The organism is Pseudomonas sp. P7758 (genome assembly GCF_013386485.1).
GTDB lineage: Bacteria > Pseudomonadota > Gammaproteobacteria > Pseudomonadales > Pseudomonadaceae > Aquipseudomonas.
Window position 1 is genome coordinate 18760 of record NZ_JACARS010000128.1, and the last position, 26514, is coordinate 45273.

Annotated in this window: 26 protein-coding genes; 12 read left to right on the forward strand and 14 right to left on the reverse strand. The window is 60.4% G+C overall.

Annotated elements, in window-relative coordinates:
* Position 1 precedes the first annotated feature (1 nt).
* Both HX873_RS24945 and HX873_RS24950 read right to left on the reverse strand, forming a co-directional pair.
* Positions 2-697 (reverse strand): tRNA (adenine(22)-N(1))-methyltransferase TrmK, encoded by a 696-nt coding sequence (locus HX873_RS24945; RefSeq protein ID WP_177123362.1) that lies wholly within the window; start codon positions 695-697, stop codon positions 2-4.
* A gap of 78 nt (positions 698-775) precedes the next feature.
* Complete coding sequence (locus tag HX873_RS24950) at positions 776-1684, reverse strand: bifunctional oligoribonuclease/PAP phosphatase NrnA (RefSeq protein ID WP_177123355.1); 909 nt, start codon at positions 1682-1684, stop codon at positions 776-778.
* A 101-nt stretch (positions 1685-1785) separates the two neighbouring features.
* On the opposite strand from HX873_RS24950, the gene HX873_RS24955 reads away from it, so the two are divergent.
* The gene (locus HX873_RS24955; RefSeq protein ID WP_177123356.1) at positions 1786-2292 is read left to right on the forward strand and encodes a GNAT family N-acetyltransferase; all 507 of its coding nucleotides are present in this window, start codon (positions 1786-1788) and stop codon (positions 2290-2292) included.
* Between the two features lie 86 nt (positions 2293-2378).
* Positions 2379-3269 carry a bestrophin family protein gene (locus HX873_RS24960; protein ID WP_008433288.1) on the forward strand — a complete coding sequence of 297 codons (891 nt, stop codon included), beginning with the start codon at positions 2379-2381 and terminating at the stop codon, positions 3267-3269.
* On the opposite strand, the gene HX873_RS24965 is transcribed toward HX873_RS24960, so the two are convergent.
* Entirely contained in the window at positions 3266-4171 is a 906-nt protein-coding gene (locus tag HX873_RS24965) for an AraC family transcriptional regulator (RefSeq protein ID WP_177069249.1), read from the reverse strand. The genes HX873_RS24960 and HX873_RS24965 overlap by 4 nt on opposite strands.
* A gap of 98 nt (positions 4172-4269) precedes the next feature.
* On the opposite strand from HX873_RS24965, the gene HX873_RS24970 reads away from it, so the two are divergent.
* The 5 genes from HX873_RS24970 (at position 4270) to HX873_RS24990 (ending at position 8849) form a co-directional block, all read left to right on the forward strand.
* Positions 4270-5001, forward strand: a complete 732-nt coding sequence (locus HX873_RS24970) for an SDR family oxidoreductase (RefSeq protein ID WP_177069250.1) — start codon at positions 4270-4272, stop codon at positions 4999-5001.
* Between the two features lie 125 nt (positions 5002-5126).
* Positions 5127-6629 carry a glycine betaine/L-proline transporter ProP gene (gene proP, locus HX873_RS24975; RefSeq protein ID WP_003207926.1) on the forward strand — a complete coding sequence of 501 codons (1503 nt, stop codon included), beginning with the start codon at positions 5127-5129 and terminating at the stop codon, positions 6627-6629.
* A 123-nt stretch (positions 6630-6752) separates the two neighbouring features.
* The gene (locus HX873_RS24980; protein WP_177123357.1) at positions 6753-7181 is read left to right on the forward strand and encodes a DUF2231 domain-containing protein; all 429 of its coding nucleotides are present in this window, start codon (positions 6753-6755) and stop codon (positions 7179-7181) included.
* Positions 7178-8470 (forward strand): sorbosone dehydrogenase family protein, encoded by a 1293-nt coding sequence (locus HX873_RS24985; protein ID WP_177123358.1) that lies wholly within the window; start codon positions 7178-7180, stop codon positions 8468-8470. Before HX873_RS24980 ends, HX873_RS24985 begins: the two co-directional genes overlap by 4 nt.
* Positions 8471-8552: 82 nt before the next feature.
* Positions 8553-8849: a DUF3144 domain-containing protein gene (locus HX873_RS24990; RefSeq protein WP_003207921.1), complete on the forward strand. Its 297-nt coding sequence runs from the start codon at positions 8553-8555 to the stop codon at positions 8847-8849.
* A 44-nt stretch (positions 8850-8893) separates the two neighbouring features.
* Here the strand turns inward: HX873_RS24990 and HX873_RS24995 are convergent, their stop codons facing one another.
* From HX873_RS24995 to HX873_RS25015, 5 genes are all read right to left on the reverse strand, one after another.
* Positions 8894-10717 carry an ABC transporter ATP-binding protein gene (locus tag HX873_RS24995; protein WP_177123359.1) on the reverse strand — a complete coding sequence of 608 codons (1824 nt, stop codon included), beginning with the start codon at positions 10715-10717 and terminating at the stop codon, positions 8894-8896.
* Positions 10718-10728: 11 nt separating this feature from the next.
* The gene (gene argH / locus HX873_RS25000) at positions 10729-12234 is read right to left on the reverse strand and encodes an argininosuccinate lyase (RefSeq protein WP_023659030.1); all 1506 of its coding nucleotides are present in this window, start codon (positions 12232-12234) and stop codon (positions 10729-10731) included.
* 5 nt (positions 12235-12239) lie between these two features.
* Positions 12240-13820 (reverse strand): ABC transporter substrate-binding protein, encoded by a 1581-nt coding sequence (locus HX873_RS25005; RefSeq protein ID WP_003207917.1) that lies wholly within the window; start codon positions 13818-13820, stop codon positions 12240-12242.
* A 62-nt stretch (positions 13821-13882) separates the two neighbouring features.
* Positions 13883-14746 (reverse strand): ABC transporter permease, encoded by an 864-nt coding sequence (locus HX873_RS25010; RefSeq protein ID WP_008433279.1) that lies wholly within the window; start codon positions 14744-14746, stop codon positions 13883-13885.
* A 7-nt stretch (positions 14747-14753) separates the two neighbouring features.
* Positions 14754-15674 (reverse strand): ABC transporter permease, encoded by a 921-nt coding sequence (locus tag HX873_RS25015; RefSeq protein ID WP_003207915.1) that lies wholly within the window; start codon positions 15672-15674, stop codon positions 14754-14756.
* 196 nt (positions 15675-15870) lie between these two features.
* Here HX873_RS25015 and HX873_RS25020 point away from each other — a divergent pair, with 196 nt between their 5' ends.
* On the forward strand, positions 15871-16794 hold the full coding sequence (locus HX873_RS25020; protein WP_087692926.1) for a LysR substrate-binding domain-containing protein: 924 nt from the start codon (positions 15871-15873) through the stop codon (positions 16792-16794).
* Between the two features lie 7 nt (positions 16795-16801).
* Here HX873_RS25020 and HX873_RS25025 read toward each other — a convergent pair whose 3' ends face one another.
* The 4 genes from HX873_RS25025 to HX873_RS25040 all read right to left on the reverse strand — a co-directional run bounded on the left by HX873_RS25025 (position 16802) and on the right by HX873_RS25040 (position 20555).
* Entirely contained in the window at positions 16802-17794 is a 993-nt protein-coding gene (locus HX873_RS25025) for an MBL fold metallo-hydrolase (RefSeq protein WP_003207912.1), read from the reverse strand.
* 116 nt (positions 17795-17910) lie between these two features.
* Positions 17911-18816 carry a LysR family transcriptional regulator gene (locus tag HX873_RS25030; RefSeq protein ID WP_003207910.1) on the reverse strand — a complete coding sequence of 302 codons (906 nt, stop codon included), beginning with the start codon at positions 18814-18816 and terminating at the stop codon, positions 17911-17913.
* A 22-nt stretch (positions 18817-18838) separates the two neighbouring features.
* Positions 18839-19219 carry a type 1 fimbrial protein gene (locus HX873_RS25035; RefSeq protein ID WP_003207908.1) on the reverse strand — a complete coding sequence of 127 codons (381 nt, stop codon included), beginning with the start codon at positions 19217-19219 and terminating at the stop codon, positions 18839-18841.
* 112 nt (positions 19220-19331) lie between these two features.
* On the reverse strand, positions 19332-20555 hold the full coding sequence (locus tag HX873_RS25040; protein ID WP_177123360.1) for an MFS transporter: 1224 nt from the start codon (positions 20553-20555) through the stop codon (positions 19332-19334).
* A gap of 124 nt (positions 20556-20679) precedes the next feature.
* Here HX873_RS25040 and HX873_RS25045 point away from each other — a divergent pair, with 124 nt between their 5' ends.
* A complete protein-coding gene (locus HX873_RS25045; RefSeq protein WP_003207905.1) occupies positions 20680-21384 on the forward strand; it encodes a TetR/AcrR family transcriptional regulator in 705 nt (234 codons plus the stop codon).
* On the opposite strand, the gene HX873_RS25050 is transcribed toward HX873_RS25045, so the two are convergent.
* Together HX873_RS25050 and HX873_RS25055 are read right to left on the reverse strand one after the other, a co-directional pair.
* The gene (locus tag HX873_RS25050) at positions 21287-22210 is read right to left on the reverse strand and encodes a LysR family transcriptional regulator (protein ID WP_003207904.1); all 924 of its coding nucleotides are present in this window, start codon (positions 22208-22210) and stop codon (positions 21287-21289) included. The genes HX873_RS25045 and HX873_RS25050 overlap by 98 nt on opposite strands.
* A gap of 51 nt (positions 22211-22261) precedes the next feature.
* A complete protein-coding gene (locus tag HX873_RS25055; protein ID WP_008433274.1) occupies positions 22262-23158 on the reverse strand; it encodes a LysR family transcriptional regulator in 897 nt (298 codons plus the stop codon).
* A 117-nt stretch (positions 23159-23275) separates the two neighbouring features.
* On the opposite strand from HX873_RS25055, the gene HX873_RS25060 reads away from it, so the two are divergent.
* From HX873_RS25060 to HX873_RS25070, 3 genes are all read left to right on the forward strand, one after another.
* Complete coding sequence (locus HX873_RS25060) at positions 23276-23941, forward strand: RraA family protein (RefSeq protein ID WP_134326042.1); 666 nt, start codon at positions 23276-23278, stop codon at positions 23939-23941.
* Positions 23942-23952: 11 nt separating this feature from the next.
* Complete coding sequence (locus tag HX873_RS25065; RefSeq protein ID WP_177020673.1) at positions 23953-25161, forward strand: pyridoxal phosphate-dependent aminotransferase; 1209 nt, start codon at positions 23953-23955, stop codon at positions 25159-25161.
* 90 nt (positions 25162-25251) lie between these two features.
* A partial coding sequence (locus HX873_RS25070) for a cation:dicarboxylate symporter family transporter (RefSeq protein ID WP_177123361.1) occupies positions 25252-26514 on the forward strand: 1263 nt, incomplete at its 3' end.

Sequence of the window (26514 nt, forward strand, 5' to 3'; positions counted from 1 at the left end):
CTCACGCCAGCAGTTCTGCGATCCACCGCGCCTGCTGGGCGACCTCTTGCACCTTGTCCTCGGGCACCGCTTGCCGCGCCTGGGCGAAGTCGCTCAGGGTCTGCTGTTTGTGGCGCAGGATGCGCTGCCACTTGAGCAGGAATTCCGGGCTGCGGGCCTGCATTTGCAGCGGGCCGAAGTACAGTTCTTCGGCGGTGTAGGTCACAGGCCCGGCGTGCTCGGCAACGATGATTTCGTAGAAGAAGCGGTTCTCCCGCAGCAGCTCTTCGCACACGATGCGGTAGCCGTTCTCCATCAACCATTGGCGCAACGGTTGCTCGCCGCCGTTGGGCTGCAGCACCAGGCGCTCCCGGCCGTTGAGGCGCGCCTTGTCGCTGTCGAGGATATCGCGGATGGTCTCGCCGCCCATGCCGCAGATGCTGATCGCGGTGATCCCGTCTCCCGGCTCGATCGCCGCCAGGCCACTGGCCAGGCGTACGGTGATGTGTTGCTCCAGCTCGTTCTCGCGCACCGTGCGCTCGGCTGCGCGAAACGGCGTCAGGGCCACCTCGCCCGCCACCGCCGCCACGATGGCGCCGCGGCGCATCAATGCCACCGGCAGGTAGGCGTGGTCGGAGCCGATATCCGCCAGGCGCGCCCCGGCGGGGACGTGCGTCGCCACGCGCTCAAGGCGCATGGACAATGTGTGTTCGTTCAACTGCCGTTCCTTTTCGGTAATACCCTGGCCATTGTATTGCGGGTTCATCAAAGAGGAACGTCACTTTGGTGAGCGCCGTCAATCAGTGGCCGCCAGCCTTACCAGTTCCTTGCGCAACAGCGAACGATCCAGCACCGCCATCCCGGCCTGCCAGTCGATGGAAAGCAACTGGCTCAGTTTTTCCTGGCTGACCTTGGGCTCAGCCAGGAAATAGCTTCTGCACTCGCGGATACTGATGAGATTCACCAGCCAGTCCTCCCCCTGCGCCGCCAGCCAATCAGCGATGGTCGAGCGATGCTTTCGGATCAGCGCACCGGCATCCCACACCGTCATCTGCGCAAAAACCTGCGGCAGGTTGCTGTCGGCTTTCAGCCACTTCAGGTCGCCCGCCAACGCGCCTGCAAGGTCTGACTCGATAGTGGCCTGGCACTCGGAGAAATACCGCTCAGGCCAGTCTGCCGCGAGTTTCGCCAGCAGCGCGAGGGTTTCATAAGCCCGAACATCCGCCGCGGTGGTCAACTGCCCGGTAAAATTCAGGGTATTGTCCAGGATTGCCGTGGCCAGCAGCGCGGCACTGTGCTCACTGATCAGCGGCAACAAACCGGCCGCTTCCCAACGCAGGAAAACCTGCGTCGCTGCTGCACCGATCAAACGGATGTCTGCGGCACTTCCCAGCCTCTGCGCCCAATAGGTTTCAAACCCCGGGTGATGGTCAATCACCTCCACCACCTGATCGAGCACGACCACCGGGTCGAAGTGGTGGAAGTCCGAGATATCCACCATCACAAACTCATCGCCGGGCCCGGGCCGGTAGTCATCCAGTGATGATCGCCAGCCGAGCACGGTCCTGGAGATGCTGGCATTCAGTGGAGCACTGCTGACGGCACGCGCCTCGATTCCCTGACGATTCAACAACTCGGCATACGCAATGCAGCAGGCGTATGCATCGATGTCCAGATACGCCGAGCCGGAGGTGACTACCCTCATCGGAAAAACTCCATGATTTCATATTTTTGGCAGGCAAATTTCACACGCCTTTATGACGAAAACATGACTAAATGGACAGAACAACCCTGGAGATTCGAGCAATGACGTCATTTCGCGTTCGCGAGCTGAGCAGTACGGACACTGAAGCATTGCTGGCCTTCGAAGCCCGTAACCGTGACTGGCTCGAGTCGCATATCGAGGCGCGCGACCCATCGTTTTACTCGGTGCAGGGCGTCGCCGAGCATATTGACGGTTATCTATCAGGCCTGGCCACCGGCACATGGCACCCGTTCGTGATCGAAGACGCCAACGGCGAAATCGTCGGTCGCGCCAACCTGAAAAGCATCGACTCGCCAAAGGGCTCTGCCGAAGTCGGCTACCGCGTGGGTGAGCGCTCGTGCGGGCAAGGGCTGGCAACCCTGGCGCTGAACCATCTGATCCACGAGGCACAGGCGCGCTGGGCACTGACCCAACTGGTGGCGTACGTGTACCCCGAGAATGTGGGCTCACAAAAAGTCCTGACCCGCTGCGGTTTCGTGCCCGACCAGCCCGCACCGGACGGCAAGCCCCAGGGCGAAAACCGTTTTGTCCTGACATTCCAGGCCTGAAGACCCGGCCCCCCGGCGAACCTTTACCCGGTAAACACCGTCCGAGCTAGGGCATTGATGCTTACCGCTCGCCGCGAGGTTTCCGTTTGAAAGCTGCCATCATCAAAAAATACCGCCTGATCATCAAGACCATGGGCTATGTAGGCTGGGCGCTGTTCTGGCTGCTGCTCTGGGATATCGCCGTCACCGTGGACTTCATGCTGTTCCTCAACAGCAAGATCAACCTGCCGCTGATGCCGCTCACCCTGCTCGGCTCGGCGCTGGTGGTGTTGATCAGTTTCCGCAACAGCAGCGCCTACAACCGCTGGTGGGAGGCACGCACGTTGTGGGGGGCGATGGTCAACAATTCCCGCAGCTTCGCCCGGCAAGTGCTGACGCTGCTGGATGACCCGGACAATGAGGTCAACCCGATAAAGGCGACCTTGCTGCGCCGTCACGTGGCGTATGTGAACTGCCTGGCGGCGCACTTGCGGGGCCAGCCTTGCCCGGAAGAAATCCGCGCCTTCCTGCCGGCCAACGAGTTCGCCCGCAGCACCAGTACCAATAACTTTTCCAACGACATCATCAACGGCTCCGCAGCCCTGCTGGCCCAGGAATACAAGGCCGGGCGCCTGGACAGCATTCGCCTGGCACGGTTGGAGTCGACTCTGGTGGATTTGTCCAACAGCCAGGGCGGCATGGAGCGCATCGCCAATACGCCGCTGCCCTACCCTTACGTGTATTTCCCACGGCTGTTCATCTCGCTGTTCTGCCTGATCGTGCCGGTGGGCCTGGTGGAATCCCTGGGCTGGTTCACCCCGCTGGCGTCCACGGTGGTGGGCTTCATGCTGCTGGCCATCGAACGCATCGGCACCGATTTGCAAAGCCCGTTCCGCGACAGCGAGCACCAGATCCAGATGGAAGCCCTTTGCGAAACCATCGAGAAAAACCTGCAGTCGATGCAGCGTGATTCCCTGGGGGGCGAGCGGATCAGTTAATCCACCGGTGCGCCCTCGCCGCGAGCATAAACGGTCGGCGACTGCCCGGCATACCGGGTAAACGCCACGCTGAAGGCACTGGCGGAGCCATAGCCGACCTGCTCGGCAATGTCGGCGATACCGCCTGCCTGATTGCGCAGCAGCTTCTTCGCCAGCGCCATGCGCCAGGCCAACAGGTACGCCATCGGGGCGACACCCACGGCGCGGTTGAAGCGTTCGAAAAACGTCGAGCGCGACAGTGCGGCGTGTTTTGCCAGTTCCGCCACCGTCCAGGCCCGCATGGGTTGTTCGTGCAGCAGGCGGATAGCGACCGCCAGTCGTTCGTCAGACAAGCCCTGCAGCAACCCGGGGGATGCCGTCGTACTGCCTGTCGAGCGCAAGGCTTCGATCAGCAACACTTCCAGCAACCGATCCAGAATCACTTCTCGTGCAGGCCGCTGGCTGCGTGACTCCTCACCCACAAGATGGACCAGGGTTGCCAGTCTCGGCTCCCCGCGCACATGCACCAGCTCGGGCAGTAACGACACCAGCAAGGCTGCGTCGGGTGAGGCAAACGCACAATGCCCGACCAACAAGCGAATATCCGCCGGCCCGCTCTGTTCGCCAATCCGGAACTCCCCATCAGGCTGCACAACGGGTGTGGTTTCCGGCAGTTCCAGGTCAACGGCACTCGACATGCCGGACACCCGGGAAGCCGGAATCAACACAAAATCCCCGGCCTGCAAAGGTACCGCCGGCCTGCCGTCGAAGGTCAGCCAGCACTGGCCTTCAAGCACCGCGCAGTAAAACGGCTGCCCATTGTGGGCCCGCTGCACGCGCCAGGCACCGGCGCCGCTGACCACTTTGTAAAAGCCTGCGGTGGGTTGCAGCAATGTGACGATCTCGGCCAGCGGGTCGACCATGACCGGACTCCTGCAAATGAAATTTGGACTTTGAAGCATAGCAAGTCCAATCAACGCGGCCTATCGTTTTACGACCCTCATCACTGGCAGGAACGTCCATGAATACTGTATTGATCACCGGCTGCTCGTCCGGCTTCGGCCTGGAAATCGCTCGCTACTTCCTGGCCCGCGACTGGAAGGTCGTCGCCACCATGCGTACGCCCCGGGAAGACCTTCTACCGCCCTCGGAGCACCTGCGGGTGCTGGCGCTTGATGTGAGTGACGAGGCCAGCATCCAGCAGGCCATCGAAGCCGCCGGGCCGGTTGATGTACTGGTCAACAACGCCGGGATCGGCCTGCTGGGCGCGGTCGAAGGCATCAACATGCAAACGATCCGCGAGGTATTCGAAACCAACACCTTCGGTACCATCGCGATGACCCAGGCCGTGCTCCCGCAATTTCGTGAGCGCAAGGCCGGCGTGGTAATCAACGTCACCTCCAGTGTGACCTTGCTACCGTTGCCGTTGCTGGCCGTGTACACCGCCAGCAAATGCGCAGTGAACGGCTTCACCGAATCCCTGGCGTTGGAACTGGCGGCGTTCAATGTACGCGCCAACCTGGTATTGCCAGGGCGCGCACCGACCACCCGCTTCGGCGAAAACGCCCGCAACCGCATCCTGATTCCCGAGGCTTACGCAGGCCTGGCGGAACGCATATTTGCCGCCTGGGGGGAGCCTTCCGAGGTTACGTTGGCCGAGGATGTGGCTGAAGCCGTATGGCGCGCGGCGACTGACCCAAACAGCCCGATGCGTATCCCGGCCGGGGCGGATGCGGTGGCGTTGTCCCGGTAAGGCGCTGGCCGTTAACAAAAAAATCCAGCCAGTGGTGAATTATTCAGTGTCCGCATGTATCTGACCCATTAAGCGCATGCCACCAAAACAGTGGCATCGAAATGGACCTGCGGCTGAGTATTCCCATGAAATCACGCAAGAAAACCGTCAATCCGATTGGATTGGATGACATCACCATCGTCGACGACGCCAAGATGCGCAAGGCGATCACCGCCGCTGCGCTGGGCAATGCCATGGAGTGGTTCGACTTCGGAGTGTATGGCTTTGTCGCCTATGTGCTGGGCAAGGTGTTCTTCCCCGAAGCGTCTCCCAGCGTACAAATGATCGCGGCCCTGGCGACCTTCTCGGTGCCGTTCCTGATTCGCCCGCTGGGCGGCCTGTTCTTTGGCCGGCTGGGGGACAAATACGGCCGGCAAAAGGTCCTGGCGGCGACCATCGTGATCATGTCCCTGAGCACCTTCGCCATCGGGCTGATCCCCTCCTATGACTCGATCGGCATCTGGGCGCCGATCCTGTTGCTGCTGGCCAAGATGGCCCAGGGCTTCTCGGTGGGCGGTGAGTACACCGGGGCCTCGATCTTCGTCGCCGAATACGCCCCGGACCGCAAGCGCGGCTTCCTCGGCAGTTGGCTGGACTTCGGCTCCATCGCCGGCTTCGTGCTCGGCGCGGGCGTGGTGGTGCTGATTTCGGCGGTAATCGGCGAAGACGCCTTCCAGTCCTGGGGCTGGCGCCTGCCGTTCTTCCTCGCCCTGCCGCTGGGCATGATCGGGCTGTACTTGCGTCATGCCCTGGAAGAAACACCGGCCTTTCAACAGCACGTGGAGCAACTCGAACAAGGTGACCGCGAAGGCCTGGCGGGCGGCCCGAAAGTCTCGTTCAAGGAAGTCGCCACCAAGCACTGGCGCAGCCTGATGACCTGTGTCGGCGTGGTGGTGGTGACCAACGTCACGTACTACATGCTGCTCACCTACATGCCGAGCTACCTGTCGCACAACCTGCACTACAGCGAAAACCACGGCGTGTTGATCATCATCGCGATCATGGTCGGCATGTTGTTCGTGCAGCCGATGATTGGCTTTGTCAGCGACAAGATCGGGCGCAAACCCTTCATTCTGTTCGGCAGCATCGCGCTGTTCTTTCTCGCCATTCCGGCGTTCATGCTGATCAACAGCGGCAAGCTCGGGCTGATTTTCTCGGGGCTGCTGATCATTGCGGTGGTGCTCAACTTCTTTATCGGCGTGATGGCGTCCACCCTGCCGGCGATGTTCCCTACCCACATCCGCTACAGCGCGCTGGCCAGCGCCTTCAACATCTCGATCCTGATTGCCGGCCTCACGCCAACCGCCATGGCCTGGCTGGTGGAGACCACCAACAACCTGTACATGCCGGCCTATTACCTGATGGTATTCGCCGTACTGGGGCTTTTCACCGCCCTGACCATGAAGGAAACCGCCAACAAACCCCTGCGCGGCGCGGCACCGGCGGCGTCGGATATCGAGGAAGCCAAGGAGCTGCTGCAGGAGCACGAAGACAATATCGAGCAGAAGATCGAAGATATCGACGCGCAAATCGCCGAGCTGGAAGCCAAGCGTGAAAACCTGGTGCAGCAACATCCACGCATCAACTGACGCAACATATTTGGAAACGAATAGCGGGTGAACTAACGCGCAAGCAGCACGCTCCTTCCTTAAGCGCAGTCAGCGCGGCCCTGATGAGCCTCATCAGGGCCGCTCAACGATAAGGAGCCGCCCGTGACCGTCACCACCACCCTCACCTACCGCTGCACGCCTGGCCCGCTTCATGCGACCTTGCTGGCCGGTACCGTCCCGCTGTCTCTCGGCGCCCTGCTGAGCGACATTGCCTACTACCAGACCTACCAGATCCAATGGAGCAACTTCGCCGCCTGGCTGATCGCCGGCGCCCTGCTGTTCTGCGGGCTGGCGGGGTTGTTTGCACTGGTCAACCTGCTGCGTGCCGACCGCAAGGCCGGGCGCCCCACGGTGTACTTCCTGCTGTTGCTGGTGACCTGGGCGCTGGGCCTGGTAAATGCCTTTGAACATGCGAAGGATGCCTGGGCCGTGATGCCTTCGGGCCTGGTGCTGTCTGCCGTCGTGACCCTGCTGGCCTGCGTGACCACGTGGGTCGGGCTGACCAACCTGCGCTCGGGAGGTGCCCAATGAAGCCTTCCAGCACGCTGACCGTTTTAAGCATGGCGGTGCTGTTGAGCGCCTGCGGTGGCGAAGCCGACAGCACTCAAGCTCGCGGCCCCGACCCCAAGCTGCCGGAACCCCAGCGCGGCCTGTTGCCCAGCATGAAGATCGCCGAACCGGTGGCCTGGGGCGAGCAGAAACCTACGGTGCCCGAGGGTTTCAGCATCACGGCCATCGCCACCGACCTGCGGATCCCGCGCCAGACCCTGGTGCTGCCCAACGGCGACATTCTCGTCGCCGAAGGCCGGGGCGGCAGCGCAGCGAAACTCAAGCCCAAGGATGTGATCGCCAGCATGATCAAGGCCGAGGGCAACACCAAGGTCAAGGGCGGCAATCGCCTGACCCTGCTGCGCGATGCCGACGGTGACGGCACCTACGAGTTGAAAACCGTATTCGCCGAAAACCTCAACGCGCCCTACGGCCTGGCCTTTGCCGACGGCAAGCTGTACGTGGCGAACCAGGATGCGCTGGTGCGCTTCGACTACGAAGACGGCCAGACCAAGGCCGGTGGCCCGCCCACCACCGTCACCGAGCTGCCCGCCGCGATCAATCACCACTGGACCAAATCCCTGGCGATCAGCCCCGATGGCCGCTCGCTGTATGTGGGCATCGGGTCCAACAGCAACATCACCGAACGCGGCATGGAGGTCGAGATCGACCGGGCGATGGTCTGGCAGATCGACGCCGCCACCGGTGCCCACAAGCCTTATGCAACCGGCTTGCGCAACCCGACGGCATTGACCATTCAACCGGGCTCCGGGCAGGTGTGGGCGGTGGTCAACGAGCGGGATGAACTGGGGCCGGACCTGGTGCCGGATTACCTGACCTCGGTGCGCGAAGGCGAGTTCTACGGCTGGCCCTACAGCTATTGGGGCCAGAACGTCGACACCCGCGCCCAACCGCAGAACCCGGCCAAGGTCGCCGCCGCGATCAAGCCGGATTACAGCCTGGGTTCCCACGTCGCCGCGCTGGGCGTCGATTTTTCCATCCCGGCCATGGGCGAGAAATATGCCGACGGCGTCTTCGTCGGCGAGCACGGCAGCTGGAACCGGGACAATCCGGTGGGCTACAAGGTGATCTTCGTGCCGTTCAGCAATGGCCGGCCTGCCGGTGAGCCGCTGGACTTCGCCACGGGTTTCCGCGGGGACGATGGCAAGACTCGCGGGCGGCCGGTGGGGGTCACGGTTGATCCGAAGGGTGCGCTGATCATTGCCGATGACCTGGCCAACACGGTGTGGAGGGTGACGCGCAATAAATAAGGCCTGAAGCGGCCGATGTGGTTGCCTTCCTGTGGAGCGCGGCGGTACCTTCGCCGCACTCACGAACAGGAAGGTAACCGCAATGCCAGACACCACCGACAACGGCTTCTATGATCGCGCGGACGCGCACATCGAGCTGTCCAACGAGCAGTTCAGGGCGTTCGCCGACCTGGGCAAAGTCAGCGCCTCGATGATGTTCGGCACCACACGCTTCAATGCCTGGGTCAGCGCACGCAGCTTTAAATCCGGCGAAGAAATGGCCCAGGCGCGTGAGGCGATGCTGAAGTATTTCTGTGATCAGTACCGGATGATGCTTGAGGATAATCTTGATGATCACATCAACAATTTCAGCAAGTACATGCTCGTTAAGGGCAGTTGAACCCGCCCGCACAGGGCGGTGTGTCGACCTGTGATACCCGGCGCTCAAATTGCAACGAAGTGGCCCGCGGCGACCTCGCGGTAACTGATCGGCGGAGCCTTGTAGCCCACCTCGTAAATCCTGCTGGGCACGCTCTCCTCCATCAGGCTGAACGGCTTTCTGGGCACGTTCAGGTCCGCCGAGGGCACCGCGCTCAGCAACCTTTGGGTGTAAGGGTGCTGAGGCTGCTCGAACACTGACTGGCGTGGCCCGATCTCAACGATGCGTCCGTGGTACATCACCCCCACCCGGTGGCTGACCCGCTCGACCACCGCCAGGTCATGGGAAATAAACAGGAATGAAATGCCCATCTCGCGCTGCAGGTCCTGCAGGAGATTAATCACCTGGGCTTGAATGGACACGTCCAGCGCCGAGACGGCTTCATCGGCGATGATCAGCTTCGGAGACAGAGTCAGCGCCCGCGCGATGCAGATCCGCTGTCGCTGCCCACCCGAGAACTCGTGCGGATAGCGTTGTGCATGCTCCGCCGACAGCCCCACCTTCTCCAGCAATATTCGCACCTGCTTTCGTGCTTGCGCGCCATGTGCAATGCCATGAACATGCAGCGGCTCCAGCAGGCTGTTCTCGATCGTGAGACGCGGGTTCAGGGATGCATAGGGATCCTGGAAGACCATCTGGATATCGCGGCGCAGCGAGTTCATATCGCTCTTGTTCAACGTCGTAAGGTTCTTGCCACCGAAAACGATATTCCCGCCCTGTATCGGCATCAGCCCGGCAATCGCACGAGCGCTGGTGGATTTCCCGCACCCGGACTCGCCCACCAGGGCCAGCGTTTCACCTGAGTAGATATCAAAGTCGATGCCTTCGACGGCATGCACACGGCGCCGGACCTTCCCGAGGAGACCACCTTTGAGGTCGTACCGAATGGACAACGACTCGACTCTGAGCACCGGCGGACTCTGGTAGTCCGGGGCCACGCCAGGCGCAGGTTCTGCACCCGCTGCGACGTCATCATCGATCAAGGCAAATTTTGCGGGAAGTTGAGTGCCACGCATTGAGCCGATTTTTGGAACAGCCGCCAGCAATGCCCGGGTGTAGGGCTGCCTGGGCTCCTGCAGCACTGCCCTTGCCGGACCTTGCTCAACGGTCTCGCCTTTCTTCATCACCATCACATGGTCTGCGACTTCCGCCACCACGCCCATATCGTGGGTGATAAAGATCACACCCATGGCCAGGCTATCTTGCAGCTCCTTGATAATCCGCAGGATCTGCGCCTGCACCGTCACATCCAACGCTGTGGTCGGCTCGTCGGCGATCAGCAGTGTGGGCTCGCAGACCAGCGACATCGCAATCATGATCCGTTGGCGCATGCCGCCGGAAAGCTCATGGGGAAACCGGTTCATGACCTGCTTCGCATCCGGAATACGCACCAGGTCCAGCATGCGAAATGCCTGGGCTTCGGCTTGCGCACGGCTGCACCGCTGATGCAGCAAGATGCCTTCGATGAGTTGCGCGCTGATCTTGAAGACCGGATTCAGCGAAGTCATGGGCTCCTGAAAGATCATCGACATGGACGAGCCCCGCAGTGTGCGCATGACAGACTCGGGCGCCGCCACCAGGTCGACAATCTGGTTATTCCTGGTTTGCAGCTCCATCGAGCCCGAAAGCACCCGTCCGCCGGCGCGCTTGATCAGGCCCATCATCGCCATTGAGGTGACGGATTTGCCGGAGCCGGACTCACCCACGATCGCCAGCGTCTGACCGCGCATCACCTCGAAGGACACATCGCGCACCACCGGCGTCTCGCGCCCTCTGGTGCCGAAGCCGACACTCAGGTTTTTCACCCGGGCTACCAAATTCTCGTTCATGGGGCGCTCCTTTAATCGACGATCGCCGAGATGGCCGCGTCAAGGTCGGCACGGGATTGATCGACCTTGCGCCGGCTCTGCGCAACCCACTCACGGTCCTGCTCCAGTTCGTTCTGGGCGATCGACAATAATCGCCGGACCTCGTCCGGGCCGACGCCGCCCGCGGAAGTGCGGGTCTCGACAAAACGGCGCGGGTTCAAAGCATCGCGGACCTGGGCATCCGAGTAGCCCAGGGTTGAGCCGACAGTTTCCACGCTGGCTTGATCCAGTGCGGCGCCGGTCACCCCGGCAGGAGCCACGCCCTCGTACAGACAGTTACGCACCAGGCGGGCCACGATGTGGTGGACCTGGCGGAAAGAGATGCCCCGGTCCCGAACGATCACATCGGCGAGGTTGCTGGCGGTGCACCAACTCCCGGAGAGCAGGGCTGTCATCCGGTCCTCATGCACCACCAGGGTTTCAATGATGCCGGTAAACAGGTCCAGCATGCCTTCGGTGGTGGCCAGCGCATCATGGATCAACGGCAGGTCGCGCATCGCCTGGTCGCCGGTACCTTCGGACCGGAAAGTGGCCAGGGCCGTGCTGAGCCAGGTCACCGATCCACCTGCAGCTTTCTTGATGGTTTCCAAGCCGCTGGGGTTTTTCTTCTGCGGGAAAATACTGCTGGTGCCGCAATAGCCGTCGTGGCTTTCCACCGTTCCAAATTCGACGCTCGACCAGATATGCAGGTCGGTTGCCAGGTCGTTCAGGTCGGCCATGACAAAGGACAATGCGCCAATCGTCTCTGCTGCGTACCATGCTTCGCGGCCCAGCTTGGAGTTTTCTACCAGGCTGTCGAACCCCAACAGGTGCGTGGTGCGCCCACGGTCCAGCGGCCAGGACGTGCCGGCCAGGCCGACGGCACCAAGGGGGTTGCGATTGACCCGGGTGTAAGCGTGCATCAAGCGGCTGAAGCTGTCGTGCAGCCTCGACGTAAAACTCAAAAGGTAGTGGCCGAACACCCAGGGCTGGGCATGCTGCATATGGGTGTAGCCGGGCATGATGGTGCCCGAATGCGTGGAGGCCTTCTGAATCAACGCCACCTGGAACTCATTGATACGGTCCAGCACCGCCAGGATGCGCTTGCGGTCGTACAGGCGGCGTACCGTTGCCCCTTGGTCTATCCGGCTGCGGCCGGTGTGCATCTGCCCGGCCGAGTCTTCGCCGATCCGGGAGAAAAGGTACGATTCAACCTGAAGCAGGAAGCTGCCTTTCTTTACATCAAACGGGAAGTCGGCGGGAACCATGTCCCGAATCAACCGCAGCTCCGCGAGGATGGCTTGCCCGACCGACACAGAAAGAATCTGCTGTTCAACCAGCATCACGGTGTGCGCCAGGTCCACTTCGACAAACTCGTGAAACTGACGTTTCTCGGTCTCAAGTGCCGGAATATCATGGTACTTGACCATGCGTTCAGCGGGAGGAGCACTCAGGCGAGCGTCGGTTAACAGTGTTTCGTTGGCATGTAAATTCGACATTTAAATCACCGCTCAATAAGTTCTACATTCGTCAAATCGATGGTCCCTTCATAATCGACATCCAGGCCATTCAACGCTTTACGCACACCAATTATTTGCTCCTGGTCAAACAGCGGCAGATTGTCCGGGTCTTGTTCCCATAGAATCTGCTGAATCTGGCCGTAATAGGACATGCGTGTTTTTTCATCCAGTTCACGCGAGGCCAACTGAAGTAATTTGTCTACCTGAGGGTTGCTGTAACCCGTGAGATTCTGCGGGTCGCCGCTGGACAACTTTCGACGCAAACGAATATCCGCGTCAGATATGCCCGTTCCCAGTAACCACATGTTTGCGTCATTGCTACCTTTGCCCGTGCCCTTGCCCGGCTCGGGGCGATACAAGTTCTTTTGATACGTTGCCCATTCCCATACCTTAAACTCGGTCTTCAGCCCCACGGCGTTAAGATAGCCTTGGACAACTTCCGAGACCTGGCGATCTTTGGTATAGCGTCCCGCCGGGGTCCATATAACTACGGTGCCTGGATAACCGCCTGGATATACCTCGTTAATTATTTTTCTTGCCGCATCAGGGTCGTACTTCACCGGAGGGAATTCACGTCGGGCTTGCGTACCCTCCGGAAATGGGCCAGTGGGTACTTTTCCATATCCCAACAACACTTTGTCGACCAATGCCTGGCGATCAATCGCCATACTCACCGCCCTCCGTATGCGCGGGTCATCAAAGGGCGGTTTGGTCAGGTTCATTTCAAAGAACACCTGGAATGTGCTGGGTACCCGCAGCAAGGTGGATTTATTCAGTTCCTTTAATTCAATAGCCGCCTCGGGCGATAAATTTGCCGCGATATCCGCATTGTTCGTTCGCAGCTCTATGACTCGGGAAGAATCTTCCCTGACCGGACGGAACACGATGGTTTCCGGTTTTGCCGTTGTTCCATAAAAAGCGTTGTTCTTATGAATAACGGCCTGGTCGTTGGGTATCCAACTATCAAATACGTAGGGCCCGGTACCGACGGGATGGTGCCCATAAGCCCGTCCATATTTAACGACAGCGGCCGGACTGCTGATTGACGAAGATTCTTTTGCCAGTAACTCCAACATTGTGGGTGACGGATTTTTTGTGGTGATGCGTAACTCATTCGGCGCTAGCGCATCCACCGAAGCTATATCCGCATAGTAGGACCGGTGCGGAGAACCGAGCTTGGGGTTCATGATTCGGTCCAGGTTAAACTTCACCGCTGCAGCATCAAACGCCGTGCCGTCATGAAAGGTAATTCCCGGTTTCAGGATAAAAATCCATTGCCGTCCATCCTCGGACCTTGACCATGACTGCGCCAAATCAGCTACAAACGTGTTATGCCCGTGACCGTCCCATGCGACCAACCGATTAAACAGGTGATTAATCACGTTATAGGAAGGCACACTGCGCGAAATCGCTGGGTCCAGGGTATCGATATCAGCGCCTTGAACGAATGTCAGCTTCTTCAGGTCTTTGGCGTTGGCAACAAACGATAGGCCCGCCGACAGTCCAAGGATGCCGACAACAGCGAAACTCCGTATCAATACTTCCAGGCAATTCAGACGCCGCATAATCTTTCTCGCTTGATAATTCTGGTGGACACACAGGGCGTGTTTAACCGCGCCGAACTCATTTATGCGTTACGTGATTTCGGGTCGATGTAGTCTCGCAACGCATCCCCCACAATGTTGAAACTCAATATGGTCAAAACCAGTGCAAATCCGGGCGCAATCAATACGTAGGGATGGGTGGTCAATAACGGCCGCGACTCGGCAATCATCGAGCCCCACTCCGGGGTGGGCGGCGGCGGGCCAAGCCCCAGAAAGCTGAGCCCGGAACCAATGAGGATTGCTTCAGCCAGCGAGACGGTGGCCTGGATAATGACCAGCGAACCGATATTCGGCAGGATATGTATCAGCAGCAGCCGCAGATCGCTGACGCCAATCGACTTGGAGGCCAATACAAACTCGCGGTTTCTCAATGCCATGACCGGCCCGGCAAAGAAACGCACGTAAATCGGGATCGTTGAAATGGCGATGGCCAGTGTCAGGCTTACTATGCTGTTGCCCGCCACCGTGATGACCAGAATGGCAACCAGTGTCCGGGGAAATGCAATCATCGAGTCCATGACCCGCATCACCACCCCGGCGATGGCGCCGTTGTAATAGCCACACGCCGCACCTAAAGCGATGCCAATGACCATCGCAATGCTGACACTTGAAACTGCGACGGTGAGCGTAATTCGTGCCCCCCACACGACTCGACCCAACAAGTCACGGCCCAATTGGTCCGTGCCGAGCCAGGAACTTGCACCGGGCTCGACAAGGGACGTTGATAAGTTGATCTTGGTGACCGAATCCCAATCAAACAACAAAGGGGCAGCTATCGCCGCAGCAACCATCACCAGGATCACGATCAATGAAGCAAACGCGAACCAGCGCTTATTGGAAATAAGGAAACTGACAAAGCCCAACCGATATTTTTTCGGAAGTTTCATATCGGCCTCAGTTGTAAGTGACGCGAGGGTCGAGGACGCCATAAACCAAATCCACCATTAAGTTGATAATTACCACCACCGCGGCAAACACAAGAACTGTGCCTTGGACGACATAAATATCCCGAGCCATGATTGCATCAATCAAGAGCCGCCCCATTCCCGGCCAGGCAAATACTGTCTCGACAATAACCGCGCCACCCAGTAACCGGCCGAAGTCCATACCGAATACTGTCACCAATGGAATGGCCGCATTGGAAAGTGCATGCTTGAGTACTACCTTGTAACTCGGTACACCTTTCGCATAGGCAGTACGAATATAATCTTCCCTCAGCACATCCATCATGGTGGATCGGGCCAGCCGTGAAAAAGTTGCAACATACGGCAAACCAAGTGTCAAGGCCGGTAATATCAGGTGTTGCAGCCCGCCTCTGCCGGTCGGCGGCAACCATCCGAGGTTGGCTGAAAAGATCAGCATCAATATCAGTCCCAGAAAGAAGCCAGGCATTGATATGCCCAGAACTGCAACGGTGGTCAGCGAACTATCAAGGAAGCCTCTGGGCTTCAAAGCGGCCGCAATACCGAGGGGAACACCAATGATGACGGCAAGCAACATTCCGGCAGCGGTCAGTTCAATCGTGGCGGGAAGAGTTCTGGCTATACCTTCGAGCACGGGCGTGAATGTCTGGAATGACTCGCCAAAATCACCCACGACAACTTTCCTGACATAAATAAGGTATTGATTGATTAGCGGCTTATCCAATCCGTAGTTTTGCCTTATTTGCGCAACATCTTCCGCTGTTGCATCCGGACCTGCTGCCAGCTGCGCAGGATCTCCCGGAATAAAGTGCATGACCAGGAAGACCACAATGGAGACTCCCAGCAGCATCGGAAGCAGAAGTAACAACCTGCGGACGGTATAATTCAGCACGCGCTATCCTCTTTTTTATTTTTACTTAAGCGGCACCCGATATTAATAACGGGAACTGCTTTTCTTTGGTAAAACCACGCAACTAAATCATCGCGCCGTTACATGCTTATAGCAAACCGGTAACAGGTTGGACGCACATAACAAAATGTTATACGCTCGCAAAAATGCGCCCTCCAACATTCGATCGAGAGCCACAATGAAACTCAATCCTCGCCAATTGGAAGCTTTCAGGGCGGTCATGCTCACCGGAAGCATGACTATCGCCGCCGAGGCACTTCAGGTCAGTCAACCGGCCATCAGCCGGCTCATCCGCGACCTCGAAATTGTCCTTTCCCTTCGACTGTTTCGCCGTGAAGGCAATCGCCTCATTCCCGGGGCGGAAGCACAGGTGTTGTACGCGGAGGTGGACAAGTTTTATCAAGGCATAGAACGCATCGAGCGGGTTGCAGAGGACCTTGTGACGCTGCGCACCGGCACATTGAGGATCAGTTCAATGAGCACGCTGGGGCTCAGTGTGGTGGCTGAGGGGGTATGCCGATTCGCGCGAAAGCACCCCGAGGTCAGAACCTCGCTGGATGTGCGCAACTCGGTGGGCATCCTGGAACTGACGTCTGCCAACCAGATCGATATTGGTTTTGTGCAGATTCCTTCAGGGGAATATCCCGGGATCCAGGTGATCAACCTGCCACCCATCAGCGCGGTGTGCGTGATGCCGGCCAACGATATGTTGGCCACCAAAGACGTGGTGACCCTGGAGGATTTGCACGGGCGACGCCTGATTACCCTGAACGCCAACAATCCTTTGCAGCGACGCATCACATCAGCCATGGAGGCTCGGGGTGTTGCAGGCGTCTCCAGCGTTGAAACCACCGCCGCGCACTCCGCCTGCGGAATGGTGTCCGGGGGGCTCGGCATCACCGTGTGTGATCCATTCACCGCCTCCTACTCGAAATACCCGGGCCTTACGTTCAGACCGCTGGACCAGGACATACCCTTCGAGGTTTCGATGGTATTTCCGGGTCACCAGCAGCGCTCCAAGCTCGCCTCGGATTTCATGCAGGTCATGGAAGGTATCTTCAGGTCGGAGTTTATTTCCATGATTCCCCGTGAAGCGTACTAATCGCGAGTCACTTCAGTTCGGTTGAGTAATTCAGCGGCACCCATTGCCACGCGGCGCCCTGACCACGCAAATGCCCCAGGCCGGGAAACGAGAGGTGCGCCGCGCCGACCAGCGCGCCCTCTTTCGCAGCCAGGCTGAACACGGTCTCGCGGGCAGTGGTGGCGGCTTTCTTGTCCGTATCAAACTCGATAGTCACCGACGGGTCGGCAAACTGCACGGCACCGGCGTGGATCAGATCACCGGCGACAATCATCTTCTGGCCTTTGCTCTCAACCAGGTAGCTGGTGTGCCCCAGGGTATGGCCATAGCTGGACAGCGCCTTGAACCCCGGCAGGATCTCCCCGCTGCCCTGGAAAGGCTGGAACTTTCCAAGCGCGATATACGGGTTCAAGGAAGCCATTGCACCCTTCGCGAACTCGGGTACGAAGCTGTTGGCGTCGGCCGAGGCAGGCTCCAGCCTCGCCGGCGAGAGCCAGTAATCGGCGTCACGCTTGTCGGCGTGTACCGTGGCGTTCGGAAACACCATCACCCCTTCGGCAACCAGCCCACCCACGTGGTCCGGGTGCATGTGCGTGAGAAGGATGTCATCGACCTGCTCCGGCTTGTAGCCGGCTGCCTGCAGGTTGGCCGCGAGCTTGCCCAGGGTCGGCCCGAAGAGCGCACCAGCGCCGGTATCGATCAGGATGAGCCGAGTGCCGGTATTGACGAGATACGCGTTCGTCGAGGTCTCGGTGGGCACCCCGAGGAACGCCTTGCGCAGTGCGGTAGTGGTCTTGGCAGCCGGCTCATTCAGCAATTTGTCGAACGGTGCATCGATGGTGCCGTCACTCAGCGCGGTGACCTCGAAATCTCCAAGCATCGTGCGATAGTAACCAGGGGCCTGGGTTTTGACTTGGGGCGCGGCGGCAACTGCCACCGCCGGTGCCGCGATGGCTCCCAGTGCCAGGGCAGCAGCAAGGGCCGTGTAATTCAACACGCGGGTAAATGTCAGCTTGGTCATGGTGCAGCTCTCCAGTTGGAATCGGCGGCATCCTATTCAAGCGTTTTTTATAGTTGAAATCGAAACTCCGCATGCCAGGTATGTGTGGCGTAGATACCTGCCAGGGCCTGATGTCGTCAGGAAAGCACGCAGAGCTTGAGTTGTTCGCGCAACCAGAGATGTGCCAGGTCCTTGTCGAACCGTGGATGCCAGGCAGAGAACAAACTGAAGTCGCGCACCTCGAGGGGCAGAGCAAGGGCCGCCAGCGAGCGCTCATAACGGCTCAGGAAACGGGACGGAAGCACACTTACACAGTCGCTGTTCTGCAGCAGCAATGGAACGATGCTGTAGTAAGGCACCGACACCGCAACACGGCGTGCACGCCCCTTCTGCGCGAGCACATCATCAATAAAACCGTGAAAGCTGTTCACGGCACCCGACACCACCACATGCTCCAGGCCCAGGTATTCCTCCAGCGTTGGTGGCGCGGATCCGCGAGGGTGATCGGCGCGCTGGGCCATCTTGAATTCTTCCTGCAGCAGCAACTCGTGCGACAGGTTCCCGATACGGCTGTGTGATACCAGCGCGACGTCAATCTCGCCGCTTTCCAACTGATCGCCAAGCAACACCTGGTCGATCGCACGTATCGAAACCCGGATGCCCCCAGGACTCGCAGCCTGCACAAGCTGCACCAGCCGGGGCGCGACGATCGCAGCGGCGTTATCGTTCGCGCCAATCACAAAGGTCCGGTCCGACTTGGCAGGATCAAAGCATGGAAGGTCACCGACCACCGTCCCCAGTACCTGCAACGCCTGGCGCAACGGCTGACGCAAATGTTCGGCACGTGCTGTCAGCACCATGCCTTTTCCGGACTGAGCAGGCATCAATAAAGGGTCGCCGAACAGGTCACGCAACCGCGACAACTGCGCGGATAACGCCGACTGCGTCAGGTTGAGCTTCGCCGCCGCCCGCGTGACGTTCCTCTCCTCAAGCAAGACGCTGAGGGAAGTCAGGAGCGCGAGGTTGTGTCCAGTCAGGTTCATCGGGTTGATCCACTGCCATCTCTCAAGGTGACGTTAATGTAATCAGATACTGCCCCGACGTCACAGGCCTCCCTTGGCCATCCACCAACGCATATTGCTGCTGGTAATAGCGGTCTCCCCGGCCACTGTCGGCGACCAGCTTCACGTTCACGGCGCTGTGGTCGAGGGCCGTGACCGAGCCCACCGGTTGCACACTGCGCACGCTGATGGCGCTGCCGCGTGCGGACGTAGGGCAATTGTTGAGTTTCATCCCGTTGGCCACGGCGAGCGGTGTGCAAGACGCTTCGACGATGCTGCCGTGAAACGAGATGACTCCCTGCCCCACCGGGCTCGCGGCCATGCAGGCACCGGACAGGCTGAACAACAGGCCAACATGGATTGCAGACATTCTCTTGATGCGCATGCCGATACTCCCGGGGGTGATAAAGCCTATGCCCCGGGATATCGGCCGAGCAGCAGGTTATTTTAAGATTTGTCTGATGTTAGAAGCGGTTTTTCCAAAGACTTTGGAAATATCAGTGCCCGCCGACCACAGGTTTACCGTGGGCCCGGTGCCCCGGCTTGAAGCCATGGAGTCGCGCGCACCACACAATCGCGAAGCCCACCGCCAGCAACACCAACATTGCCCATGGGAAAGACGCCACGCCCCAGGTATCCAGCAACACGCCACCCACCACGCCGCTTCCGGCGATCGCGCTGTTCCATGCCACCACGTTCAGCGACAGTGCCACGTCCGCTCCATCGCCTGCCGCATCCGCCAGTGCGGTTTGCAGCAACGTCGCAGCGCCGCCAAAACTCAAGCCCCACACCGCCACGCCGAGGTAAATAACGCCCGGCACCTGCGCCAGAAAACCAAACGCCAAACACGTCGCCGCAAAGCCCGCCAGGCTGACCAGCACCGTCTTGCGCAACGCCACATCCACCAACCGGGCAGTCACCCAAATCCCGAGCAGCGCCGCTATACCAAACACCAACAACACCAGATCCACACGGTCCACCAAGCCCGCCGGAGCCACGAACGGCGCGATGTAGGTATAGAGAATGTTATGGGCGAGCATCCATGAGATCACCACCGCCAGCACTGGCCGCACACCCGGCGTGGTCAGCACCTTGCGCAACGGCATGCGCTGATGGGCCGACTGGCCGGGATAATCCGGCACTTTCACCAGCACCCAGACAATCAGCACCAGGGTCAGTGCCGACATGATCCCGAACGTGGTGCGCCAGCCCACCAGCCCACCCAGCCAGGTGCCCAGCGGTACGCCAAGTGACAGGGCAATCGGCGTTCCTACCATGGCCAGCGCCAACGCCTTGCCCTGCTGATGTGGCTCAACCATGCGCCGCGCATAGCCGGCCAACAAACTCCAGGCCAGCCCCGCCGCCATCCCGGCGAGCAACCGCGCCAGCAACGTCAGCCCGTAGTGGGAGGACAGCGCCGTGATGGAGTTGAACAGCATAAAACCGACGATGGTCAGCAGCAGCACATTGCGTCGCCGCCAGCCGCGAGTCGCGATGGTCAGCGGGATCACCGCCAGCACCGAGCCCAGCGCATACGCGGTGACCATCTGCCCGGCCATGGACGCTGAAACTCCCAGCCCATCGCTGATCAGCGGCAACAGGCCCGCCGGCAGGGTTTCGGTGACGATGCAGATGAAACCTGTCATGGCCAGGGCGAGCAAGGCGCCGACGGGCAAGCGGTCGGGAACGGCGTCTGCCGATAAGGTGGTTGAGGGGGTCACAGGGAAACTCCTTGAGCGAGAGGACTTAAATACCGATCGATATAAATGTTGGGCGACCCACGCAGCGTTGTCAACGACTTATGTATCGACTAGTATTTATCTCATCACCCGAGAGGATTTCCACATGGCACAGATGGGCCGCCCCCGCACCTTCGACCGCGACCAGGCCGTGGAACAAGCCATGCACCTGTTCTGGCAGCACGGTTACGACGCGACGTCCCTGAGCCAGTTGAAAGCCGGATTGGGCGGCGGCATCTCCGCGCCGAGTTTCTACGCGGCGTTCGGCTCCAAGGACGCGCTGTTCCAGGAGTGCGTGCAGCGTTATCTGGCGACGTTCGCCCAGGTCACCGAATGCCTCTGGGATGACAGCCTGCCACCGCGCCAGGCCATCGAGACGGCGTTGCGCCAATCGGCACGCATGCAGTGTGAAGAGGGGCATCCCAAAGGCTGCATGGTAGCCCTGGGCGTGATGAGCGCGCCCTCCCCCGAGAACGCACAAGTCACCCATGGGCTGACCCATTCGCGAGAGCGCACACGGGCGGGCATCGTGCATTGTGTCGAGCGCGGCATCCGCGCAGGCCAGTTACCGGCCGAGACCAACGCCCGTGCCATGGCCACGGTCTACGACAGTTTTCTGCAAGGCGTGTCGATCCTGGCCCGGGATGGCGTCGACGCTGATGCCATCGATACTGCCATTGGCCAACTGATGCTGACCTGGGACTTATCCGCCGCTACAGCGCCGCCCATTCGGCGCGATGCTCCAGCAGAAAATCCACAAACGCCCGCACCCGATGGGGCACATAGCGGCCGTGGGGATACAGCAAGGTAAACGGCCGTGATCGCCCGCCGTAAGGCTGTAAGACCTCTACCAGGCTGCCGTTGGCCAACTCCTCCTCGACGATGAACTTGTAGGTCTGGAATAACCCCGCGCCGTGCTTGGCCAGGGTTACGCCACCCAGCACATCGTCAGAGCAGCTGTAGCCTGCTTCCCCGGCAAACTCCCGCTCCTTGCCGTCCACCTGGAACAGCCAGGAAATGCGCCGCCCGTTGCTCGGCAATTCGTACTGGATGCACTCATGGTTCGGCAAATCCTCCAGGGCATGGGGCGTGCCGGCACGCTTCAGGTATGACGGCGTCGCGACCACCACCAGCCTGGCGTCTTCCAGCAACCGCGCAATCAGCGTCGAGTCCGGCTGGGCCCGCACGCGAATGGCCAGGTCATAGCCTTCGGCGACGAAATCGATGTTGCGGTTGCTGATGTGGATATCCACGCTGACTTGCGGGTACAGCGCACGGAATTTCGGCAGCAGCGGCAGGATCCGGTGATGGCCGTAGGTGGTCGGGATGCTGATGCGCAACAGCCCGGACGGCACCGATTGCGCGCCCATCATTTCCTGCTGGGCTTCCACCAGTTGCGTCAGCGCCTGGCGGCATTGCTCGAAAAATGTCCGGCCGCCATCGGTCAGGCGGATGCTGCGGGTGGTGCGCACAAACAGCCGGGAGCCCAGGCGCTCTTCCAACCGCGAGATGCTGCGGCTCACCGCCGCCGGGGTCACGCCTGCCACCTGGGCGGCGGCGGTAAAGCTGCTGGCCTCGGCGGCCAGGCAGAACAGCTCGATGCTGCCCAGCTGCAAATCTTCGAAATGGCGTTTCATGATGGATTACACCGGGTAGGTCTTTAAGGACTCGCTCACTGCTTCGAAAAACTAAAACAACAACCGCGAAAAATCACAACACTGCACCGCCAACTGCGCCACATTCTGGTTCAAGCCAAACTGTCGATCCCCGCGATGCAACGCCACATACCCAACCCTCGGTAGCGCCGGTTCCGTCACCAGCGCGCGCAGCTCCCCGCGCTCGATCAAATGCGACAAACACCCCTTGGGCAAATAACTCACCCCCACCCCCGACAGCGCCAGCCCGACCTGCACCAACAGGTTATGACTGGTCAACTTGCGCGGCATCTGCACAGCATGCGCTGCCAACCAGCGCTCATAAATCAGCCCCGTCCCCGAGTGCGAACCCTGGGTCAACACCGTATACCCGGCCAATGCCTCAAGCCCCACCGGATCAGCCTCGCTGACCAACCCCGGTGCGCACATCCAGGCGTTTTCCACACTGCCCAGCGGCGTACTCAGGAAGCGCGAATCACTGTAGGCATCAGGCACGATCACCAGGTCCAGCTCATCACTCTCCAGCTTGCGAAACAGCTCACTGCTCAACTCCACCGACGGCTCGATCTGCACCTTGGGATAGGCCTCGCGCAACGCCTCCACCAGCGCCGGCAACCAGGTGAAAGCCGTCAATTCCGTCACCCCCAGGCGAAACCTGCGCACCAGCACTTCACGGGTGCTGACCCGCTCCAGCATGTAGTCACGACGCTCCAGCAGGTCCTTGGCGTAGTCGAGCAACTCGGCGCCCTTTTCCGTCAACCGCGCATTGCGTTTGCTGCGGTCGAAAATCTCCACATCGAAGGTTTCTTCCAACTCCTGGATGCGCTTGGAAATCGCCGACTGCGACATGTTCAGCTTGTTCGCCGCCGCCTCGAAACTGCCCAGCTCGGCAATCCAGTACAACGCGTCGATTTGCTTGAACGTGATCATCGGCTATCTCCCATGAGAAAAAGCGATCCTATCAGATAATAAAATATCGCTAAAACTGTATGTTCATCACTCCTAAGATCTAGCCACAGACCCATAAGATCAATCGGAGTTACAGCCATGTCCTTGCCCGGTTCCCGCATCCTCCCCAACCCGCCGCTGGCTTCTGCCGAAGTGCTCGAAGCCTTCACTCACGTGGTCACCCCGCACATCAGCGACAACCTCGGCCGGCACATCGGCGCCCGTGGGCTGAACCGCTACAACCGCACAGGCAAGCTGGTGGGCACCGCGCTCACGGTGAAAACCCGCCCCGGCGACAACCTGCTGATCTACAAGGCCTTGAGCATGCTGGAGCCCGGCCACGTGCTGGTGGTGGACGCCCAGGGCGACACCAACAACGCGGTGATCGGCGAACTGGTCAAGCTCTACGCCCAGCAACGCGGCTGCGTGGGGTTTGTGATTGACGGGGCGATTCGCGATGTCGCGAGCTTCGAAGACACCCCTTGCTACGCCCGCAGCGTGGTGCATTGCGGCCCCTACAAGACCGGCCCGGGCGAGGTGAATGTGCCGGTGTCCATCGGCGGCATGCTGATCAACCCGGGGGATGTGCTGGTGGGTGACGAAGATGGCCTGGTCGCCTTCTCCCAGGCCGACGCCGCCGAAGTGCTGCGCAAGGCCGCGCAACACGCGGCCCATGAAGAGCAAGTCAAAGCCGAAATCGCCAGCGGTGCAGTGCGCCAGAGCTGGATCGACAAGGTGTTGCAACAGGCCGGCCTGGCAGGCTGAGGGGAGTCATCATGAGCACTGCCTTTCTGTCCGACCGGGTGCTGGGCATCGCGCCCTCCCCGAGCATCGCCGCCAATGCACTGGTCAGTGAACTGCGCGCCCAGGGCCGGGACATCGTCAACTTCACCGTGGGCGAGCCGGATTTCGATACACCCGCGCATATCCTCGAAGCAGCCAGCGCCGCGATGCACGGTGGCGACACCCACTACACCGCCACCAGCGGCACCCTCGCCCTGCGCCAGGCGATCTGCCTCAAGCTCAAGCGCGACAACCAGCTGGACTATGGGCTGGACGAAGTGATCGCCGGGTGCGGTGGCAAGCACATCATTTATCACGCCCTGGCGGCGACCCTGAATCGCGGCGACGAAGTCATCGTGCACACGCCGTATTGGGTGTCGTACCCGGACATCGCACGGCTGAATGACGCGACGCCGGTGATCATTCCCGGCGACGAGTCACTGGGGTTCAAACTGTCGCCTCAGGCCCTGGAACAAGCGATCACCCCGCGCAGCAAATGGGTGATCCTCAACAGCCCGAACAACCCCAGCGGCGCGGTGTACAACGAGGCCGAACTGCTGGCCCTGGCCGCGGTGCTGCGGCGCCATCCCCATGTGCTGATCATGGCGGACGAGATCTACGAGCACTTCGTCTACGACGATGCCCGCCACGTTTCCCTGACCCGACTCGCACCGGACCTGAAGCCGCGCACGCTGATCGTCAACGGCGCCTCCAAGGGCTACGCCATGACCGGCTGGCGCCTGGGTTTCGGTGCCGGCGCGGCCTGGCTGATCGCGGCCATTGCCAAGCTGCTTTCGCAAACCACCACCTGCCCCAGTTCCCTCAGCCAGGCTGCCGCAGTTGCCGCCTTCGCTGGCGATCAGGCGCCCATCGCCGGGATGCGCGAGGTGTACCAGCAACGCCGCGAACGCATGCTGGGCCTGCTCGAAGACATTCCCGGCGTGAGCTTCACGCCACCGGATGGCGCGTTCTACGTGTTCGCCAACGTCGCCGGGCTGATGGGCAAGACCACCGCCCACGGCGAGCGGATCGACAGTGACACCCAGCTGGCCGAGCACCTGCTGCGGGAACACGGCCTGGCCACCGTGAGTGGTGCGGCGTACGGCATGTCGCCGTATATCCGCCTGTCTTTCGCCAGCTCGCTTGACGTGATTGAAGAAGGTTGCCGTCGCCTGAATGAAGCGTGCCATCGATTGCGCTGACGGTTTCCGCCCCACCCGGCGGCCAGGGATGGCCGCTCATTGACTGCCTAGAACAACACTCATAATCATTGATATAAATGAGGCATTCCCATGCACAAGCCCCGCATCGCGCTGGTCTGGCAAATCCTGATCGGCTTGCTCGCCGGCATCGCCATCGGCGCCCTGCTGCACCGTTTTCCCGAATCCCGGCCGTGGCTGGTGGACAACCTGCTGCAACCGGCGGGCGATATCTTTATCAAGCTGATGAAGATGATCGTCGTGCCCATCGTGTTTGCCTGCATGGTGGTGGGCATTGCCGGGCACGGTGACGGTAAATCCCTGGGACGCATCGGGGTCAAGTCCCTGGGCTATTTCTTCTGCATCACCACCCTGGCGATCATCGTCGGGCTGGTGATGGGCAACCTGCTCAAGCCGGGTGCCGGTACCGAACTGGCCAGCCTGCAAGCGAGTGCCGTGACCTTGCCCACCAGCAGCGCCGGCGGCGGCCACAGCCTGGGGCAGATCATTGTCGGGATCATTCCGGACAACGTGATCAACGCCATGGCCCAGGGCAGCCTGCTGTCGGTGCTGTTCTTCGCGGTGATGTTTGGCCTCGGGGTTTCGCGCTTGCCGGCCGAGCGCAAGGACCCGGTGATTGCCCTGCTGCGCGGGGTGTCGGAGGCGATGTTCAAGGTCACGTCGATGATCATGGCCTACTCGCCTATCGGCGTGTTCGGGATGATCGCAGTGACCGTGGCCAACTTCGGGTTCAGCTCGCTGCTGCCGTTGGCCAAGCTGATCATGGTCAGCTACGTGTCGATTGCGTTCTTCGTGCTGGTGGTGCTCAACCTGGTCGCGCGGCTGTGCGGGATCAACCTGTTTGCGTTGATGCGACATATCAAGGACGAACTGATTCTGGCGTTCTCCACCGCCAGTTCGGCGGCGGTGATGCCGCAACTGATGAAGAAACTCGAAACCTACGGCGTGCCGCCTTCACTGGTGAGCTTTGTGGTGCCGGTGGGGTATTCGTTCAACCTGGACGGTGCGTCGCTGTTCCTGGGGATCGGCACGCTGTTTGTGGCGCAGCTGTATGGCATCGAACTGAGCCTTGGCGACCAGGCCCTGCTGGTGGTGACCATGGTGCTGACATCCAAGGGCGCGGCCGGGGTGCCGGGGTTCATGTTCGTGATTCTGTCGGCGACCCTGGCGAGTGCGGGCTTGCCGTTGGAGGGCATCGCCTTCATCGCCGGGGTGTATCGCCTGATGGAAATGCCGACCACCGCGTTGAACGTGCTGGGCAATGCCCTGGCACCGCTGGTGATTGCCAAATGGGAACGCCGCGAAGGCACCGCTGAAACCTGTGGCGAGGGGGCT